This window comes from Pricia sp., from assembly GCF_041745955.1.
GTDB lineage: Bacteria > Bacteroidota > Bacteroidia > Flavobacteriales > Flavobacteriaceae > Pricia.
The window spans coordinates 1-17,161 of sequence record NZ_JBGTHY010000238.1 but is presented as its reverse complement, the minus strand read 5'-3'; the positions used below and the strand labels follow the sequence as shown (position 1 = coordinate 17,161).

The 17,161-nt window shown below is 46.5% G+C and carries 13 protein-coding genes; 10 read left to right on the top strand and 3 right to left on the bottom strand.

Features of this window, described 5'->3' with window-relative positions; translation table 11 throughout:
- Positions 1-92 precede the first annotated feature (92 nt).
- From ftsY to ACEW8S_RS08620, 8 genes are all read left to right on the top strand, one after another.
- Entirely contained in the window at positions 93-1,046 is a 954-nt protein-coding gene (gene ftsY / locus ACEW8S_RS08655) for a signal recognition particle-docking protein FtsY (protein WP_373517758.1), read from the top strand.
- A 3-nt stretch (positions 1,047-1,049) separates the two neighbouring features.
- On the top strand, positions 1,050-2,732 hold the full coding sequence (locus tag ACEW8S_RS08650) for an amidase family protein (protein WP_373517757.1): 1,683 nt from the start codon (positions 1,050-1,052) through the stop codon (positions 2,730-2,732).
- A 38-nt stretch (positions 2,733-2,770) separates the two neighbouring features.
- Positions 2,771-4,150 carry a 30S ribosomal protein S12 methylthiotransferase RimO gene (gene rimO, locus ACEW8S_RS08645; RefSeq protein WP_373517756.1) on the top strand — a complete coding sequence of 460 codons (1,380 nt, stop codon included), beginning with the start codon at positions 2,771-2,773 and terminating at the stop codon, positions 4,148-4,150.
- 172 nt (positions 4,151-4,322) lie between these two features.
- Positions 4,323-5,330 (top strand): PfkB family carbohydrate kinase, encoded by a 1,008-nt coding sequence (locus tag ACEW8S_RS08640; RefSeq protein WP_373517755.1) that lies wholly within the window; start codon positions 4,323-4,325, stop codon positions 5,328-5,330.
- A complete protein-coding gene (locus ACEW8S_RS08635) occupies positions 5,327-5,983 on the top strand; it encodes a bifunctional 4-hydroxy-2-oxoglutarate aldolase/2-dehydro-3-deoxy-phosphogluconate aldolase (protein ID WP_373517754.1) in 657 nt (218 codons plus the stop codon). Before ACEW8S_RS08640 ends, ACEW8S_RS08635 begins: the two co-directional genes overlap by 4 nt.
- A 175-nt stretch (positions 5,984-6,158) precedes the next feature.
- Positions 6,159-7,307 (top strand): galactonate dehydratase, encoded by a 1,149-nt coding sequence (gene dgoD, locus ACEW8S_RS08630; RefSeq protein WP_373517759.1) that lies wholly within the window; start codon positions 6,159-6,161, stop codon positions 7,305-7,307.
- A gap of 192 nt (positions 7,308-7,499) precedes the next feature.
- Positions 7,500-8,822, top strand: coding sequence for a GntP family permease (locus ACEW8S_RS08625; protein ID WP_373517753.1), 1,323 nt, complete (start codon positions 7,500-7,502; stop codon positions 8,820-8,822).
- Positions 8,823-8,895: 73 nt separating this feature from the next.
- The gene (locus ACEW8S_RS08620; protein WP_373517752.1) at positions 8,896-9,891 is read left to right on the top strand and encodes an SMP-30/gluconolactonase/LRE family protein; all 996 of its coding nucleotides are present in this window, start codon (positions 8,896-8,898) and stop codon (positions 9,889-9,891) included.
- An 18-nt stretch (positions 9,892-9,909) separates the two neighbouring features.
- Here ACEW8S_RS08620 and ACEW8S_RS08615 read toward each other — a convergent pair whose 3' ends face one another.
- Positions 9,910-12,396, bottom strand: coding sequence for a M14 family metallopeptidase (locus ACEW8S_RS08615; protein WP_373517751.1), 2,487 nt, complete (start codon positions 12,394-12,396; stop codon positions 9,910-9,912).
- Between the two features lie 122 nt (positions 12,397-12,518).
- Between ACEW8S_RS08615 and bshC the strand changes: the two genes are divergently transcribed.
- Together bshC and ACEW8S_RS08605 are read left to right on the top strand one after the other, a co-directional pair.
- Entirely contained in the window at positions 12,519-14,120 is a 1,602-nt protein-coding gene (gene bshC / locus ACEW8S_RS08610; RefSeq protein ID WP_373517750.1) for a bacillithiol biosynthesis cysteine-adding enzyme BshC, read from the top strand.
- A 172-nt stretch (positions 14,121-14,292) separates the two neighbouring features.
- On the top strand, positions 14,293-15,663 hold the full coding sequence (locus tag ACEW8S_RS08605; protein ID WP_373517749.1) for an aspartate aminotransferase family protein: 1,371 nt from the start codon (positions 14,293-14,295) through the stop codon (positions 15,661-15,663).
- An 86-nt stretch (positions 15,664-15,749) separates the two neighbouring features.
- Here ACEW8S_RS08605 and ACEW8S_RS08600 read toward each other — a convergent pair whose 3' ends face one another.
- Both ACEW8S_RS08600 and ACEW8S_RS08595 read right to left on the bottom strand, forming a co-directional pair.
- Positions 15,750-16,781, bottom strand: a complete 1,032-nt coding sequence (locus ACEW8S_RS08600) for a hypothetical protein (protein ID WP_373517748.1) — start codon at positions 16,779-16,781, stop codon at positions 15,750-15,752.
- 51 nt (positions 16,782-16,832) lie between these two features.
- Positions 16,833-17,161 (bottom strand): hypothetical protein (locus tag ACEW8S_RS08595; RefSeq protein WP_373517747.1); only part of this gene is annotated, 329 nt, incomplete at its 5' end.

Sequence of the window (17,161 nt, the reverse complement as noted above, 5' to 3'; positions counted from 1 at the left end):
CCGATAGGTTGGGGCTTTTTTTTTGAACTTGAACTTGCGCTTGAACTTGACTACTACTTTATTATCTTTGGAACAACCAATCCAGCAAATCCATGAGCCTTTTCAAAAATATATTTTCCCCCCAAAAAAAAGAGACCCTCGATAAAGGACTTGAAAAATCCAAGTCCTCCTTTTTCTCCAAGCTCGGTAAGGCCGTTGCCGGTAAGTCCAAAGTAGATGACGACGTACTCGATAATTTAGAGGAGGTACTGGTAACCTCGGATGTGGGCGTGAACACGACTTTAAAAATCATTAAGCGTATCGAAGCTCGCGTTTCCAAGGATAAATATATGGGCACGGATGAGCTCAACGCCATTCTTCGTGAAGAGATCGCAGGACTGCTTTCCGAGACCAATTCGGGGGAAGCTACCGAATATGAGATCCCTCGGGATAAAAAACCCTATGTGATCATGGTCGTTGGCGTCAATGGCGTGGGCAAGACCACAACTATAGGAAAATTGGCCTATCAATTCAAGAAACAAGGACTTAAAGTAGTTTTAGGTGCAGCGGATACGTTTCGTGCGGCAGCTATCGGTCAATTGCAGGTCTGGGCGGATAGGGTCGATGTGCCTCTCGTAAAACAGAAAATGGGCAGTGATCCGGCCTCGGTGGCCTTCGATACCCTCAGTTCTGCGGTAAAACAGGATGCCGACGTGGTCATTATCGATACAGCAGGCCGGCTGCATAACAAGGTGAACCTGATGAACGAGCTGACCAAGGTCAAAAGGGTCATGCAAAAAGTAATAGACGATACGCCCCACGAGGTGTTGCTCGTGCTCGATGGTTCAACGGGACAGAATGCCTTTGAACAAGCCAAGCAATTCACCAAGGCGACCGAAGTCACTGCGCTGGCCGTCACGAAACTGGACGGTACAGCAAAAGGCGGGGTCGTCATCGGTATATCCGACCAGTTCCAGATCCCCGTTAAGTACATCGGGGTCGGGGAAGGCGTCGAAGATTTGCAGGTGTTCAATAAGTATGAGTTTGTGGATTCTTTTTTCGGATAAAATATGCTACATAAAATAGGTTGCGCTACCGTCATCGCACTTTGTATTTTTTCTTGTCAAGAGGATAAACAAGAAGCTGCGGCCGATATCGTTCTCTGGAAACCCTACAACGATTCCGCCGAAGTGGCCGCCAATCAAGATCATGAGATCGAACGGATGCGCTACAAGCTTATCCAATCGAAGGTATTGGATAAAAATGAAGTCTTCCGGCCTTTGTACGGTGAAGTTTCCAAAATGACGGATACGGAATACAATGCCTTGAAACCTTTGATTTTGGAACAGGATATTCCCACGATACAATCCCATATCGTCGAAGGAAAGTTGAACTATGAAAAACTAGTCCTTTTTTATCTCTATAGGATATACCGCTATGAGTTGGACAACGCCACTACCTTGAATACGGTAATCGCCCTGAATGAAAATGTAATTGCCGAAGCTAGAAAATGCGACGCTGAGGTAGCTGCGAACCCCAATGAAAAGCGCCATCCTATTTTTGGAATGCCCATTTTGCTCAAAGATAATATCGGGGTCTCGGGCATGAATACCACTGCGGGATCTATTGCATTGATCGATAATGTTACCGATAATTCCTTTATCGCCCAACGACTGAAAAAGAACGGGGCATTAATCTTGGGAAAGGTCAATCTAAGCGAATGGGCTTATTTTTTGTGCGAGGGATGCCCCGTCGGCTATAGTGCCGTAGGCGGACAAACCCTTAATCCCTATGGGCGGCGGATTTTCGAGACGGGCGGTTCCAGTTCCGGTAGCGGCACTTCGGTCGCTGCCAATTATGCCGTGGCTGCGGTAGGGACTGAAACAAGCGGTTCCATTTTATCGCCCAGTGGCCAAAACTCGGTAGTGGGTCTGAAACCAACGGTAGGCCTTTTGAGCCGAACGGGCATCGTACCTATCTCCAGTACTTTGGATACTCCGGGCCCCATGACCAAAAATGTAACGGACAACGCCATCTTACTTTCCGCCATGACCGGTAAAGATGCCACGGACACCAAATCGGTAGCTTCGGATACCGATTATTTGAAAGCCGTTACCGAAAGCACCTCATTAAAAGGAAAACGCTTCGGGGCGATGACAAGCTTGATTGCAGAAGATTCCCTTTATAAAGGCACTGTAGAAAAAATGAGGGAAGCCGGAGCTGAAATCATTGAATTCACCCCGCCCGAGGTGAAAATGGTCGGTTTTCTAAGTATCCTCAACATCGATATGCGAAATGACCTGCCCAAGTATATCCAAACACAGGTAAAAAATAAGGATGGGGTAAAGATTTCCTCCATTAAAGATGCGGTCGCCTTCAATGCATCCGATTCATTGGTGCGAATTCCTTACGGCCAATCCCTTTTTGAGGGTATTCTGGCCGATTCAACGACAGTGGCCGGTCTTGAAGAAATTAAATCCACCTTACAAAAAAATGGACGCATATTCTTCGATAGGGCGATGGACGAGCATAATCTAGATGCCATCCTATCCATTAATAATTACCACGCCGGCTACGCCGCAGTCGCCAAATACCCTGCGCTGACCGTTCCCATGGGATATAGGGAAACCGGTGAACCTGTCAACCTCACTTTTATCGCCAAACCTTTTCAGGAAGACAAACTGTTGGTACTGGGCAAAGCTTTTGAAAAAGCTATCCGAGTGCGGCATATTCCTCAGAAATTTCAAGATTGACGGCAGTATAACGTACCTTTGCAGCTTTAAATTAAAAGATGCGCACAAAATCCCTCAAAAAAAATAAAATCAACGTCGTCACCTTGGGCTGCTCGAAAAATGTGTACGATTCCGAAGTGCTCATGGGGCAATTGCGTGCCAATGACAAAGAAGTGGTGCATGAAGAGGAAGGTAACGTGGTGGTTATCAATACCTGTGGATTTATCGCCAATGCCAAGGAAGAAAGTGTCAATACTATCTTGGAGTACGTTCAGAGGAAAAAAGCCGGCGAAGTCGACAAGGTTTTTGTAACAGGATGCCTTAGCGAACGCTACAAGCCCGATCTTCAAAAGGAGATTCCTGATGTGGACGAATATTTCGGCACCAGCGAACTGCCGAACCTTTTGAAAGCCTTGGGTGCCGATTACAAACACGAGCTGATCGGTGAGCGTTTGGTCACGACCCCGAAAAATTATGCCTATCTAAAGATTGCCGAAGGCTGCGACCGACCTTGTTCTTTTTGTGCGATTCCCCTTATGCGAGGCAAGCACAGGAGCAAACCGATAGCCGAACTGGTCAACGAATCCGAGAAATTGGCCGCGAAAGGCGTCAAGGAACTGATTTTGATCGCACAAGATCTTACGTATTACGGACTGGATCTTTACAAAAAACGGAACCTCGCCGAACTTTTGGAAAATTTGGTCCAGGTCGAGGGCATTGAATGGATCCGTTTGCACTATGCCTTCCCCACAGGTTTCCCCATGGATGTTTTGGATGTCATGAAACGGGAGCCGAAAATCTGTAACTATCTTGATATTCCGTTACAGCATATTTCCGATAGCATTCTGAAAAGCATGCGTCGGGGTACCACGCAGGCCAAGACGACTAAATTGTTGCAGGAATTCAGGGCCGCCGTACCTCGAATGACCATCCGTACGACTTTGATCGTAGGCTATCCCGGCGAGACCGAAGACGATTTCCAAACGCTTAAGAATTGGGTGACGGCAATGCGGTTCGAGCGATTGGGCTGTTTTACCTATAGCCATGAAGAAGATACGCATGCCTATAATTTAGAGGATGACGTACCCGAAGAAATTAAACAGGAGCGTGCCAACGAGATCATGGAAATCCAGTCCCAGATCTCTTGGGAACTCAATCAGGAGAAAATAGGAAAAACTTTCCGTTGTATTATCGACCGAAAGGAAGGCAATTATTTTGTTGGACGCACGGAATTCGATTCCCCCGATGTCGACAACGAGGTGCTGATCGATGCCGCTAAATTCTATTTGAAGCAAGGGGAATTCACCGATATTAAAATCACCGAAGCTGCGGATTTTGATCTGTACGGCGAGCCTTGTATGGTTTTGAATGGCAAAACCGGTCTTGGGCACCATCGAAGGGAACGCAAAGAAAGCGTAAGGTTCGCAAAGAATTCATAATACATTCCGCAACTTTCTGGTCTGGAAGCAACGGTAGGGCCTGTGGCCTCGTTGTGATTTTCGAAACGATGACCTAGTTTCGGTTTTCCTCTTAAATAAAAAATTGTCCTCTTGCAACTGCCTTCCGCTACTTTAGTTTTTTTCCTTACTTTAGAGGAAAATCAACCTATCAATGTCCTTTTCCACTTTTGGCGAGATTATGCTGCGTCTTGTTCCCACAGGCAAGGCCGACCGTCTTCGCACTACCCAACTTTTTGCCGTAGATTATGCCGGTTCGGAATCCAACGTAGCAGTTTCTTTGGCATGCTTGGGAAACAACGTCCAGTTTATCAGTAAGTTGCCCGAAAATCCATTGGGCCAGGCCGCTCGGCAATCCCTTGACAAATATCAGGTGTGCACTGAGAATCTTCTCGAAAGTGAGGGCAGAATTGGCACCTATTTTATCGAATTGGGTAGTTCCATCCGTCCCTCACGGGTGGTTTACGATAGGGCCGACTCGGCGATAGCCAGCATTAAAGCGGGGGAGTTCGATTGGGAACACCTCCTAAAAAATCAAAAATGGCTACATGTTTCCGGAATCACGCCCGCGTTGTCGAAACAATGTGCCGAACAATGCGTTTTGGCAGTAAAGACAGCACAAAAAATGGGTGTAAAGGTCAGTTTTGACCTGAACTACAGACGAAGCCTTTGGGAAAGTTCCGGGAAGGCAAAAATAATCTTCGATCGGATTTTGGAACATACCCACTTAGTCTTTGGAAACATCGGCGTACTAAAAGACGTATATGGATTGGTTTTCAACGGCAACAATCCCACTGACCAGACCCTCGACGCCCTTCGAAAGGCAAGACATCTGTTCGGGGTAAAGCAGCTAGCGTTTACCATCCGTGACCATAGTTCAGCTTCGGTAAACCAATTAGGCGGCGCCGTTATTTCAGATGATGAACCCATAATTTCAAATACGTATTCCATCGAAATTACAGATCGCTTTGGTACTGGCGATGCCTTTGCAGCGGGTTTTCTGCATGCATTGGACAAAGGCTGGAATCAGCAAAAATCCATCGATTTCGCTACGGCCGCCTTTGCATTAAAACATACAATGATCGGCGATATCCATACCAGTAGCGAACAGGAAATCAATTCGATAGTCGAAGGAAATATTTCGGGACACGTCATACGATGATCGGAAAACAAGACATAATCGACCGTATACTCGCCGCCAAGTTGATATCTATCATCAGGTTGAAGGAACAGGCTGCGGTAGAGCGAACTGTGCATGCTTTGATAGCTGGTGGGATACAGGTCTTGGAAATTACGACCAATACCCCTGGTTTTGCCGAAGAAATTGAAAAAGCGCGCGAACGGCATCCCAACGTCCTGATCGGGGCCGGAACGATAACCACTGGCGCTTTGGCAAAACAGGCATTAGCAAGCGGAGCCCAGTTTTTGGTAACTCCGAACACGAACAAAGAGGTGGCGGTAATGGGTGAAAATGCTGAAATATGTGAAACGAACGGCATACCCGTACTGATGGGGGCGATGAGTCCTACTGAGGTCGCCGATGCGCTGGCCTACGGTGCCGATATTATAAAACTGTTTCCAGCAGGGGACCTGGGGATTTCGTATTTTAAATCCCTCAAAGGCCCTTTTGATTCCGTTCCCTTTTTTGCGGTCGGGGGCGTGAACGAAAGTAATATGCGGGATTGGTTCGATGCAGGTATTGAGGGAGTTGGGCTAGGGAGCAGTTTAGTGAAAAGCAGCGTCCGAACGGATGCCGATTTTAAGAGGATATCGGATTTGGCGAAAAAATTCATAAGCCTTTTGGAGGATTTATAGAGGTGCCGCTGGAGTATTGATCGAGGTGCCCCGGTAATTTAATGGATAAAAGTGATTTTTGAGCCGATAAGAAAATAAGAGTCAAGAAGCAGGAAGGAAAAAACACGGGTCGAAACATGCTTTAAAAAATGCAGAACAATACATCGATAAAAAAGTAACATCCACAATGGACGAACTGCGTATAGAAAAAATAGAACTCTTCAAGGTGCCGCCACGCTGGTTGTTCCTAAAAATGACCACCAAAAACGGAATCATCGGTTGGGGCGAACCGGTTGTCGAGGGCAAGGCGGCCACCGTCGAAGCCTGCGTCAATGAACTTTCGCAATTCGTTATCGGCCGATCAGCAAACGACATCGAGGATATTTGGCAGACCCTTTACCGCGGCGGGTTTTATCGGGGCGGCCCGATTCTGATGAGTGCCATCTCCGGAATCGATCAGGCCTTGTGGGATATTAAAGGGAAACATTTAGGCGTTCCCGTCTACGAACTTTTGGGTGGGGCGGTACGCCAGAAAATGAAAATGTACTGTTGGATCGGAGGCGATAATCCCGAAGTGGTTCTTGAACAGGCCCGGGAAAAAGTGCAACAGGGCTATAAAGCCGTTAAGATGAACGCAACCGGACCTTTTGAATGGATCGATTCCGTAAAAAAGATTCGAGCCGTTACCGAAAATATGATAGTGTTGCGCAACGAATTCGGCGACGATCTCGATATCGGACTGGATTTCCACGGACGGGTACACAAAGGCATGGTCAAACGATTGATCGACGCCCTTTCGCCCTACAATCCCATGTTCTTCGAAGAACCGGTGTTGAGCGAAAACAACGAGGCACTCGATCATATTTATCCGTATTCCGGTATTCCCATCGCAACGGGCGAGCGCCTATTTTCCCGCTGGGATTTTAAGGAATTGTTACATCGAGGCACCGTAGACATTATTCAACCCGATCTCAGTCATGCCGGGGGAATATCCGAAGTGCGAAGAATAGCGAGTATGGCTGAAGCCTACGACGTGGCCTTGGCGCCGCATTGTCCGCTGGGTCCCATCGCCTTGGCGTCTTGCCTGCATATCGATTTTGCCAGCATCAACGCGGTCATACAGGAAAGCAGTCTCGGCATTCATTACAACCAAGGTTTCGACCTGTTGGATTATATGGAAAACCCGGAAGTTTTTGAAGTGAAAGACGGCTATATCGACCTGCTCAAAAATCCGGGATTGGGCGTAGGGATGAACGAAGAAAAGTTGAAAGAAGGACAAAAAATCGGACATAATTGGTCGAATCCCATTTGGAGAAATGAAGATGGTAGTTTTACGGAATGGTGAAACCAGTTGGCAGTTGCAGTCCCGGTATGCAGTAAACTTTAAGGTTCAAAACCGCTTTGCGGTTTGATTTAAGGTTTAAAGTTTTTTTTACCTGAGCCCTGAGCCCTGAGCCCTGAACCCTCAACCTTAAACCTGTCATCGGCAGAATTGAACCTTGAATTTTTCTAAATAATAATTCAAAAACCAACTGAAATGATCTACGTTATTGCCCTCATCATCGCCCTTGCCTTTATCATCATCGGCATAGTCCGTTGGAAGATCCATCCGTTTTTTGTGTTGCTGTTGGCCGCGATCGCCTACGGATTTATTACCGGTATGGATGTCGCAGATATTATATCTTCGGTCAATACGGGCTTCGGGAGTATCATGGGCAAAATCGGACTCATTATTTTCTTTGGGGTCGCTATTGGAACTATTCTTGAGAAATCCGGTGGGGCCATGGTCATAGCTACGCGAATGCTCAAGCTAATAGGGGAGAAGTCCATTCATTTGGCGATGATGATGACCGGATATTTGTTATCCATTCCCGTTTTTGCCGACTCTGCGTTTATCATTATGAACTCGTTGAACAAGGCGCTTTCCGATAAGGCAAAGGTCTCTTATGCGGGTACGACCGCAGCATTGGCACTTGGCCTTACGGCTACCCACGTGATGGTGCCACCGACTCCGGGACCGATTGCGGCGGCCGGGATTTTAGGCGCTGAACTAGGAAGTGTAATACTTTGGGGCCTAATTATCAGTATGCTGTCGCTTGTTAGCTGCTATTTTTTCGCGACCAAAATCGCTTCCAAGGTCAAGATTCCCATAAAGATCGAGACTTCGCCCGATGCCCTGCATAAGCCGAAATTGAGGCTTTCGCTTTTGTGTATCGTCGTTCCCATCGTACTTATCGTTCTGAAGTCCATTTTCGATTACCCGCAGCTTGAACTGACTACCTCGCCGGTTTATCCGGCAATAGCGTTCTTTGGGGAGCCAGTGATCTCGCTGTTGATTGGGGTAATCTTATCATTGCTTTTGCCCGACAAGCTTGATGATAAAGTCTATTCTGCCACAGGATGGTTGGGCGATTCTTTGTTGATTGCCGCGCCGATTATCCTAATAACCGGTGCCGGAGGTATTTTTGGGGCAATGCTACAGAACTCCGGCTTTGCGGAGCTCATTACAGAAAGCTTTTCGGGGATGTCTATCGGCCTGTTCTTTCCGTTTCTATTGGCTGCCTGCTTAAAGACGACCCAGGGATCATCTACCGTGGCCCTGATAACTACGGCCTCTATAGTGGCCCCGATGATGCCCGCCCTCGGACTCGAAGATCCTTTTATGAAGACCATGACCGTACTGGCCATCGGTGCGGGGTCGACAGTAGTATCCCATGCCAATGACAGTTTTTTCTGGGTACTCACGCAGCTCACAGGTATGGATGTAAAACAAGGAAATCAAGTGCAGACCTTGGGGACTTTGACCTTGGGCGTATCGGCGATGACGATCATCTTTTTCATAACTCAAATCGTGAACTAGTATTAAGTTGTGCCAAATCCACGATCGCCTTATGCGCCATTTCAGCTTTAACTCAACACGAATTAAAACCATTATGAAGACCATCCTATTTTTAGCTTTTTCGGCCTTATCGGTCACGGTATCCTCCCAAGAAAAACAACACCGATTTTCCATCGAGATTTTGGCGGACGAAGCCCTTGAGCTTATCGATCCCAATGCTGAAATAGAGGTTATCGGTAGCGGCTTCACTTGGACGGAAGGCCCTTTGTGGATCGCCAACGGTGATTATCTGCTTTTTTCGGATATCCCAAAAAACAAAGTATTTAAAATTGATGCCGAGGGAAAGACCTCCGAATATTTATATCCCTCCGGATATCTGGGCAAAGGCCCATACGGTAAAGAACCGGGTTCAAACGGACTTCTGCTGAGTCCGGATGGAGTACTCGTACTTCTACAACACGGTGAACGCCGAGTAGCCCAAATGAAAACTTCGGTAAACGACCCTAAACCCGAATACGAAACCCTTGTCGACAACTACGAAGACAAAAAATTCAACAGTCCGAATGACGGGGTTTTCGATGCCGACGGTAATCTTTATTTCACCGACCCGCCGTATGGCCTGCCCGAACAAATGGATGATCCCACCAAGGAACTTGATTTTCAGGGCGTCTATTGCTTGAAGAAATCAGGTGAACTTATTTTGGTGGACAAGCTGTCTCGCCCGAACGGTATTGCCCTTTCTCCCGATGGATCCAAATTATATGTAGCGGTATCCGACCCGGAACATGCGGTGTGGTACCGATACGATGTCACGAATCCCGGGAAAACAATAAACAGGCAGTTATTTTTCGATGTCACCGATCTGGTGGGTAAAGAAGGCCAGCAAGGACTTCCGGACGGTATGAAGATGCACAAAAAGGGCTATCTGTTCGCGACCGGCCCTGGCGGAATTTGGATATTCAGCCCAGATGCCAGACCCATCGCCCGGATCAATACCGGCGAAGCAACTTCGAATTGTGCGTTTACCACGGAACAAAAGACACTTTTTATGACTGCAGACGATTATGTGCTCAAACTTCGACTGAAGTAATCGTGTTTTTGACGCATCCTATTCCACCATAAAAAGTGCATTGGCAAAAAACAGCTTCCCGTTTTCCCAAAAACCGCGAAAGAGCGGGTTGTCGACCATGTAAACGACCTTTCCGTCACCATGTTTCTCGACACCGAAAATAAGGGTCTCGCCAATTTTCTTTTGGGCCTCGCTCCCTGCAAATCCGGCGACGGGCTTGGTGCTATCGGCTTCCAAATAGACCACTGTGCCATCCTTTAAGTACTCGTAGGAATTATCGCCCAATTTTAGGCTGAAATAAGTGTCATCGTACCCGAACGCCAACGGATGCGTTTCATCGACCTTGGTCTTGAAAATGGCCCCGGTAATGGCGTTTTTGATCTGTTCGCGTTCGTTTTCGTCGTGGGATTGTAGGTTGATCGTACTATCTTTTTCGATTTCCTTGACCTTTACGCTGAACCCGTTTTCGCCGGTCAATCCTTTCAAGGCATCGCCCATAGCGATCAATTTGCCGCCACTGTGTACCCATTCTTTTAGGAGCTTTAATGTATCGGCATCCAAAAAATCCTTATACGCTTCGCCATCGGGTAAAACAAGCACATCGTATTCCGAAAGGTCGACGCCGGCCATATACTCGGTATCGATAACCGTGACAGGATAACGCAACTGCTGTTCGAAAAAATGCCAGATTTCCCCAAATTGTAAGGTGGAGGTGGGTTCGCCTGAGACAAGGGCCACCTTGGGAGCATCGACCATTGCCACAGAGCCGGAACCAAAGTCTTTTCCCCCCTCCACAAAACCTGTGCTGGTTGCGTTCAATAAAATATGGTGCTTGGAAGCGATTTCGGAAAGATTTTCTAGAAAATCCGTTCGGTTTTTATTATCGGCACGGGTAATGATAAGACTGCCGCGATCGTAATCGACACTATCCATCGTAAACGGTTTTAGGGCATAGCGCACGCGAATATCCTTTTGTTGCAGCTCCGCCAAGAATTGCGCATCGTTAAAACTGTTCCAATCGGTCAGGAAGGCGTAAGCATCCTTTGAAAGATTCGCGTTTTTGGACGGATCAGGAGTCCAACCATTGGTAGCCAAATCCGACACTACGCTACTTTCCGAGGCCACCGCATCAAGGCCATACGCATACGGCAAAGACCATGCGGTAATATCATAGGTAAGGGAATCACTTAGCATCGCGTTGGGTTCGAACAGCACTTTGACCAAGGTGCCTTTTTTCTGTTCCGTCGAAACTACGAGGCTCTTTTCGGAGGTTTTTAGACTCCCGCTTTTTCCGGTCAGATAGTTATATCCTTTGGTGTTTCCATCCTTTCCCCATCCATATTCGATTTCATGTTGTGCCAAAAGTCGGGTCAGGGCATCTATTTTATCAGTATCCCCATTAAGAACGAAGCTCTTGTATTTATAATCCTTTTTCGTATAGAATTTCTTGAACTCGGAATTCAATCGTTCGGCATTTTGCGAGGAAATTTCCACCGTCGATATTCCCGTCGTAAAGTGGTGTGCAATTCTATCCTTTAAGGTCAAAGTGTCTCCGATACTGGTTTCAATGGCCAAGCCGGCCTCGCCGCTACCGCCCTGTTCATAGGTCATACCGATGCTACCATTGTAGGTCGGGTAGGTATCGCCATAACTGGGGTAGAGGAGGTCGAAAATTTCCTTGGTAAAATAGAACCATCCCTTGGCATCGAAATATTTGGCGTGGTTCTTTCCTACGGTCACCTGAAATTCCCGCTGAAAATCGGTGATGACCTCGTGAAAAGGCTCCGCTGCCGGCGCAAAATAATAGGGGGCATCGACGCCCTGTTCGTGAAAATCGACGTGAACGTGCGGCAGCCATTGATTGAACATCTTGATACGCTTTTGGCTTTCGATCTGGGTCAGCCAGGCCCAATCACGGTTGAGGTCGAACATATAATGGTTGGCGCGGCCGTTCAGCCAAGGCTCGTGATGCTCCTTACTATTGGGATCGGCGTTGTTCGGGGTGTTTTTGTACTGATGGTACCAATTGACGTAACGCTCGCGCCCATCGGGATTGATGCAGGGGTCGATAAGCACGACCGTGTTTTCTAGGTACTCGCTTTTATCGGTCAGCAGGGTATAGACGGTCAGCATCGAGGCCTCGGTACTCACGCTTTCGTTGCCATGCACATTATAGCTCAGCCAAACGATCGCTTTCGATGTGTTTCCATTGCCGTCGGTAGTTGCGATATGCGCCTTACGGATGTTCTCAAGGTCGGCGATATTTTCTTTGGATGAGATGTAGGCCAGTAGCAACGGCCTGCGCTCATTGGTCTGTCCGTATTCTTGCAGTTGCACCCGATCGGATGCCGCATCCGCCAAATATTGATAGTAGTCGACGACCTGATGGTGCCGTGTAAACTGGGTGCCGAGTTCATAGCCCAGAAATTCCGAGGGGGATTTTAGGTTTTGGCCTTGTGCAAAAAAGAAAGTCGCGAAGGATAGTAGAAGTAAAAATGCTTTCAAATGATTTTTTTTAATTCCCATCAAAATTAAGCAATTACCGCCATAAAAGGACGCAAAGTCCACCATTAACCTAAAATCGGGATAAACGTAATTAACGTATTTTTAGCAATAGCCCAAAATCCAGAATATTATATTTACCATCTATGAATATCGACCACCTTGCTTTCGACCGGACCGGCTATTTCACCGAATTTATCTGCGATTACCTTGCTGAAAAGTCGAGTTTAAAAAGCCTTTACAATAGCTTTCCGAAGTTGGAAAACTTTGAAGCACGGATAGCGGAAAAGGTGACCCATTTTCCCGATGCCAACCGAGAAATTTTGTACAATAGGTTACGGATTCAATATAAGGATGTTGTCATAAGTGGTGAAACGGAAAGCCACCTCAAAAAACTGAAGGAGCCGATTACCTTTACCGTCGTCACCGGCCATCAGCTGAACCTGTTCACCGGCCCGCTGTATTTTCTCTACAAGATCATTTCGACCATTAATCTTACCAAGGACCTGAAAAAGGCCTATCCGAAGTACAATTTTGTGCCTGTGTATTGGATGGCGACCGAGGACCACGATTTCGAGGAAATCAACTATTTTAATTTCAAGGGAAAAAAACTGCAATGGAACCGGGATGCTGCCGGGGCAGTTGGCCCTTTGAAAACCAGTGGTCTAGAGGATGTTTTCGAAGCCTTTGCCAATGCCTTGGGAAGCAGTGCCAATGCCGAACGGCTTAAAGCACTGTTTCGAAGCGCCTATCTGGAGCACGGTACCCTCACGGAGGCTACCCGATATTTGGCCAATGAACTGTTCGGGGCATACGGCTTGGTTATTCTTGACGGGGACGATGCACATCTAAAAAAACTACTGGTTCCCTACGCTCAAAAAGATATTTTCGAGAACCTCTCTTTTGAAAAAGTTTCGGAAACCGTTGCTGAAATCGAGGAGTTGCCCGAAAAGTATGGGATACAGGTCAATCCCCGGGAAATCAATTATTTTTACCTAAAGGATGGCCTTCGGGAACGCATCATCGAACAGGAAAGCACCTATTTTATCGACAACAGCGAACTCCGGTTTTCCAAGGATGAACTAGCGAAGGAGCTAGATCGTCATCCCGAACGTTTTTCGCCCAATGTCATCGCCCGTCCTCTCTACCAAGAAGTTATACTGCCCAATCTTTGCTACATAGGCGGTGGCGGCGAAATTGCGTACTGGCTCCAACTTAAATCCATGTTCGAGGCCATGGAAGTACCTTTTCCTGTGTTGCTGCCCCGAAATTCCGTTTTGGTCATTACGGAAAAGCAGAGTAAAAAATTGCAAAAAATGAACCTTTCGGTGGCCGATGTCTTTCTGAAGCAAAGTAGCTTGATCAATAAGAAAATCAGGGAAATATCGAATATCGATATCGATTTTAGTCCCCAGAAAACGCTGTTGGAAGCTCAGTTCAAAGCACTCTACGACTTGGCCGAGCAGACTGATAAGTCCTTTTTGGGAGCGGTAAAGGCCCAAGAGGTCAAACAAAAAAAAGGACTGGAAAATCTTGAAAAACGCCTGTTACGGGCCCAAAAACGAAAGCTCGAAGATCAAGTACAGCGTATGACCGAAATACAGAATACGCTTTTCCCCGGTCAATCGTTGCAGGAGCGCCACTTAAATTTCTCGGAATTGTATCTTGAGTTGGGGGAGGATTTGATTCCCACCTTGATAAAAACTTTAGAGCCTTTGCGGTTGGAGTTTACCGTTTTGGAAACGTAGTGGTCTGAAGATGCTTTTCTTTGTTGAAAGAATTATTCATCGAACCCTCAGGGCGACAGGCATACTTCACGTTTTCTTATCCTCCGTTCTAGGTCTTACCGGCCTAAGTCAACCTTAGGCTATCAAAAAACTAAGCCGTTTAAAAATCATCTTATCCCTAAAAACAACACACGTGCATAATATAGACATCGCCTCCATAGAAATGACCCTTGACGTCATGAAGTACGCCATCGACCGTATTACCCGAACTTCGCCTCAAATGGGCCGACCCAAAAAAGAAGCGGAACTGCGGGAGTTGGTCGGGGAGACCATTACCTCAAAAGGTATTGGCGGCGAGAACGCTTTTCGGTTGTTCCGCGATGTGCTGGTCAAGGCAACCGTACCCATAGACCATCCGCGGCATTTGGCCTTCGTGCCGGCCGCTCCCTCACGGGCTGCAATACTATTCGATCTGGTCACCTCGGCATCAAGTATTCACGGAGCCTACTGGATGGAAGGTGCAGGAGGAATTTTCTGCGAGAACGAGGCCATGAAATGGCTGGTATCGCTAACGGGACTACCGGAACCTGCTTTCGGCGTCTTTACCAGCGGGGGCACTGCCGCGAATCTTTCGGCCCTAGTCACCGCGCGGGAACACTGGCGAAAACATCCCGAAAACCAAAATAGTAAGGGACTCATCATTACCTCCGTTGGCGCCCATTCTTCCGTGAAGGCCATGGCCAAGGTCATCGATGTCGATTTATTTCTAGTCGAAACCGAGGATGCCATGACCGGACAGGCACTTCAAGCGGTACTAAAAACTTTGGATACCCAGCAAAGAAAACGGCTTTTTGCCGTGGTCGCTACCGGGGGCACCACCAATGCCGGCATCATCGACGACCTTTCGGGAATCGCGGAAATATGCGAAACCGAAAAGTTGTGGTTCCACGTAGACGCCGCTTATGGTGGTGGTGCCTTGGCCGCCGATTCCGTACGGCATCTGTTCAACGGTATCGAAAAAGCGGACAGCATAACCATAGATCCCCATAAATGGTTGTTTTCACCCTATGATTGTGGGGCGGTCATCTATAAAAACCCTGAACAGGCCAAACACGCTCATGCGCAGCAGGGTTCGTATCTTGATATTTTTAAGGATAAAGGCGCGCAAGGCTTTAATCCATCGGATTATCAGATTCAGTTGACACGTCGGGTGCGGGGTATGCCTTTATGGTTTTCCCTCGCCATGCACGGTACGGACAAATATAAATGGGCGGTAGAACAAGGCATTTCGTTGGCGAATTTGGCGGGTAGGCTGATCACCGAAAACCCTGTGGTAGAACTGGTGCGCGAACCCAGCCTTTCGTGTGTGCTTTTCCGGCGTAAGGGCTGGACTCCCGAAGACTATCGGGACTGGACCTACAAAAACCACCGGGAAGGCTTTGCCCTGGTAACCCCGACCAAATGGAAACAAGGGGACACTTATGAGACGGTGGCTCGGTTTTGCTTTATCAATCCCCATACTACGGAAGAGGATATTATTGCGATTTTGAGGACGATGGGGTAGGGACGTTTTTATTGATTAAATAGCCCCTGATAAAAATTACACACTTTATTTACAAATCCTTTGGGAAGGAATTGACGGAGACAAAATCATCCCTTTTTCTTGGCAATCCACTTTTTATAATCATCCATTTCTTCAAATTTTAAGATATGCGGTTGTCCTTTTGAGGTGTCACCGTACGAGATGCTCTTGTAACGACGTTCGGGCTGCTGGGCATCCCGTGGGCGAATCACCCACATACCGCCAACCTGTTCGGGGAAGAGTTCCTCAGGTTTCTGTATAATAAAAAGTACGTCATTGCGGCCACCGTAGGCAGCGGGAATTTTGTAGAGCTGAAGGTTGGGGGACTTAAAATCACTATACCGTTTAATCCGTATCGGGTCTCCGAACGGCATATTGATTTCGAGGTACCACCAGCCGGCCGAAAAGCCGTAGCTGAAGATTCCCTTGTCGACCTCTTCTTCGTAAGTGGAGTCGTAACCGACTTCTTTGATTAGGTCGGTGTTGCGCTCTTCGGGTGGAATTGAGAAATCGGGGGAAAGGTCTTTAAGCTGAATCATACGGACTTTTTGGTCTTCTTTTTTTGGATGTTTCTTCACAAATTCATCGTTAACAATCTCTAAATTGTATTTGATTAGATACCATTTATCCTCCACTTTGAAATAATACCACCAAGAAGATTCGTAAACATAGGATGCCTCAGCATAAAGCTCTTCAAACTTTTGTAACCATTTTTCAGGATTTTTTTCTTTAGCTTCAAATTCGTAGGGGTCTTCTATTTCAATTTTGGAAAAGGGATCATAGTATTTATGTCTTACAGTATTACCGTCTTTAACCCAGGTAGAATAATATTCACTGTTAAACATGGTGCCATCATTTAACATGAAATAGGTGTCATATTTGTCTTCTACATTTCCTAAATAATCGAATTTTATGGTATTTGAAGTACTTTCCTTTTTTATTGGAGAACTATAGTATGACTTAATAAAAACCTTACCTGTGATGCTGTCCAAGTATAAATATTTTGCCAAATTCTTCTTTGGTATAATTTCTACTATCTCATAATTTTCGATACCTAGATGCTTTTCAAGTTCCTGAAATTTTGAACGGTCTGGTTTCATGGTGCAGTTGATTAATAATAGAAAAACAACGGATAAAAATATGCTTCTCATTTACTTATTATTTGATGGTGACGGAGGTATCTTAACAGAAGTATTATCTTGTTTTACTTCCTTCATTTTTGAAAATTTTTCTTTTTTGTCGGTCAAGGTTTTATCTGCCCCAGATTTTTGTGTTCGCCCGAACTGCTTTAGCAGTCGGTTTAAATTATTCTGATTTTCATCAGAAAGGCTGGGTTCTTCGTATAACTGTTTGATGGCCCTAGAATCTCCGTTAACATAAGCATTGATAACGTTGGAAATATATGAAGAATTGGCAATACTAGTTTTAATTTGTCGTTGCTTAAGTTTTCCTTCAACATTCTCTTTTGCTTTTTTTCTTT

Coding starts and splice junctions, on each gene's coding strand:
- bshC (WP_373517750.1), top strand. CDS start 12,519: ATGAATATCGACCACCTTGCTTTCGACCGGACCGGCTATTTCACCGAA.
- ACEW8S_RS08625 (WP_373517753.1), top strand. CDS start 7,500: ATGATCTACGTTATTGCCCTCATCATCGCCCTTGCCTTTATCATCATC.
- ACEW8S_RS08635 (WP_373517754.1), top strand. CDS start 5,327: ATGATCGGAAAACAAGACATAATCGACCGTATACTCGCCGCCAAGTTG.
- ACEW8S_RS08620 (WP_373517752.1), top strand. CDS start 8,896: ATGAAGACCATCCTATTTTTAGCTTTTTCGGCCTTATCGGTCACGGTA.
- ACEW8S_RS08600 (WP_373517748.1), bottom strand. CDS start 16,781: ATGAAACCAGACCGTTCAAAATTTCAGGAACTTGAAAAGCATCTAGGT.
- ACEW8S_RS08615 (WP_373517751.1), bottom strand. CDS start 12,396: ATGGGAATTAAAAAAAATCATTTGAAAGCATTTTTACTTCTACTATCC.
- ACEW8S_RS08640 (WP_373517755.1), top strand. CDS start 4,323: ATGTCCTTTTCCACTTTTGGCGAGATTATGCTGCGTCTTGTTCCCACA.
- ACEW8S_RS08650 (WP_373517757.1), top strand. CDS start 1,050: ATGCTACATAAAATAGGTTGCGCTACCGTCATCGCACTTTGTATTTTT.
- rimO (WP_373517756.1), top strand. CDS start 2,771: ATGCGCACAAAATCCCTCAAAAAAAATAAAATCAACGTCGTCACCTTG.
- ftsY (WP_373517758.1), top strand. CDS start 93: ATGAGCCTTTTCAAAAATATATTTTCCCCCCAAAAAAAAGAGACCCTC.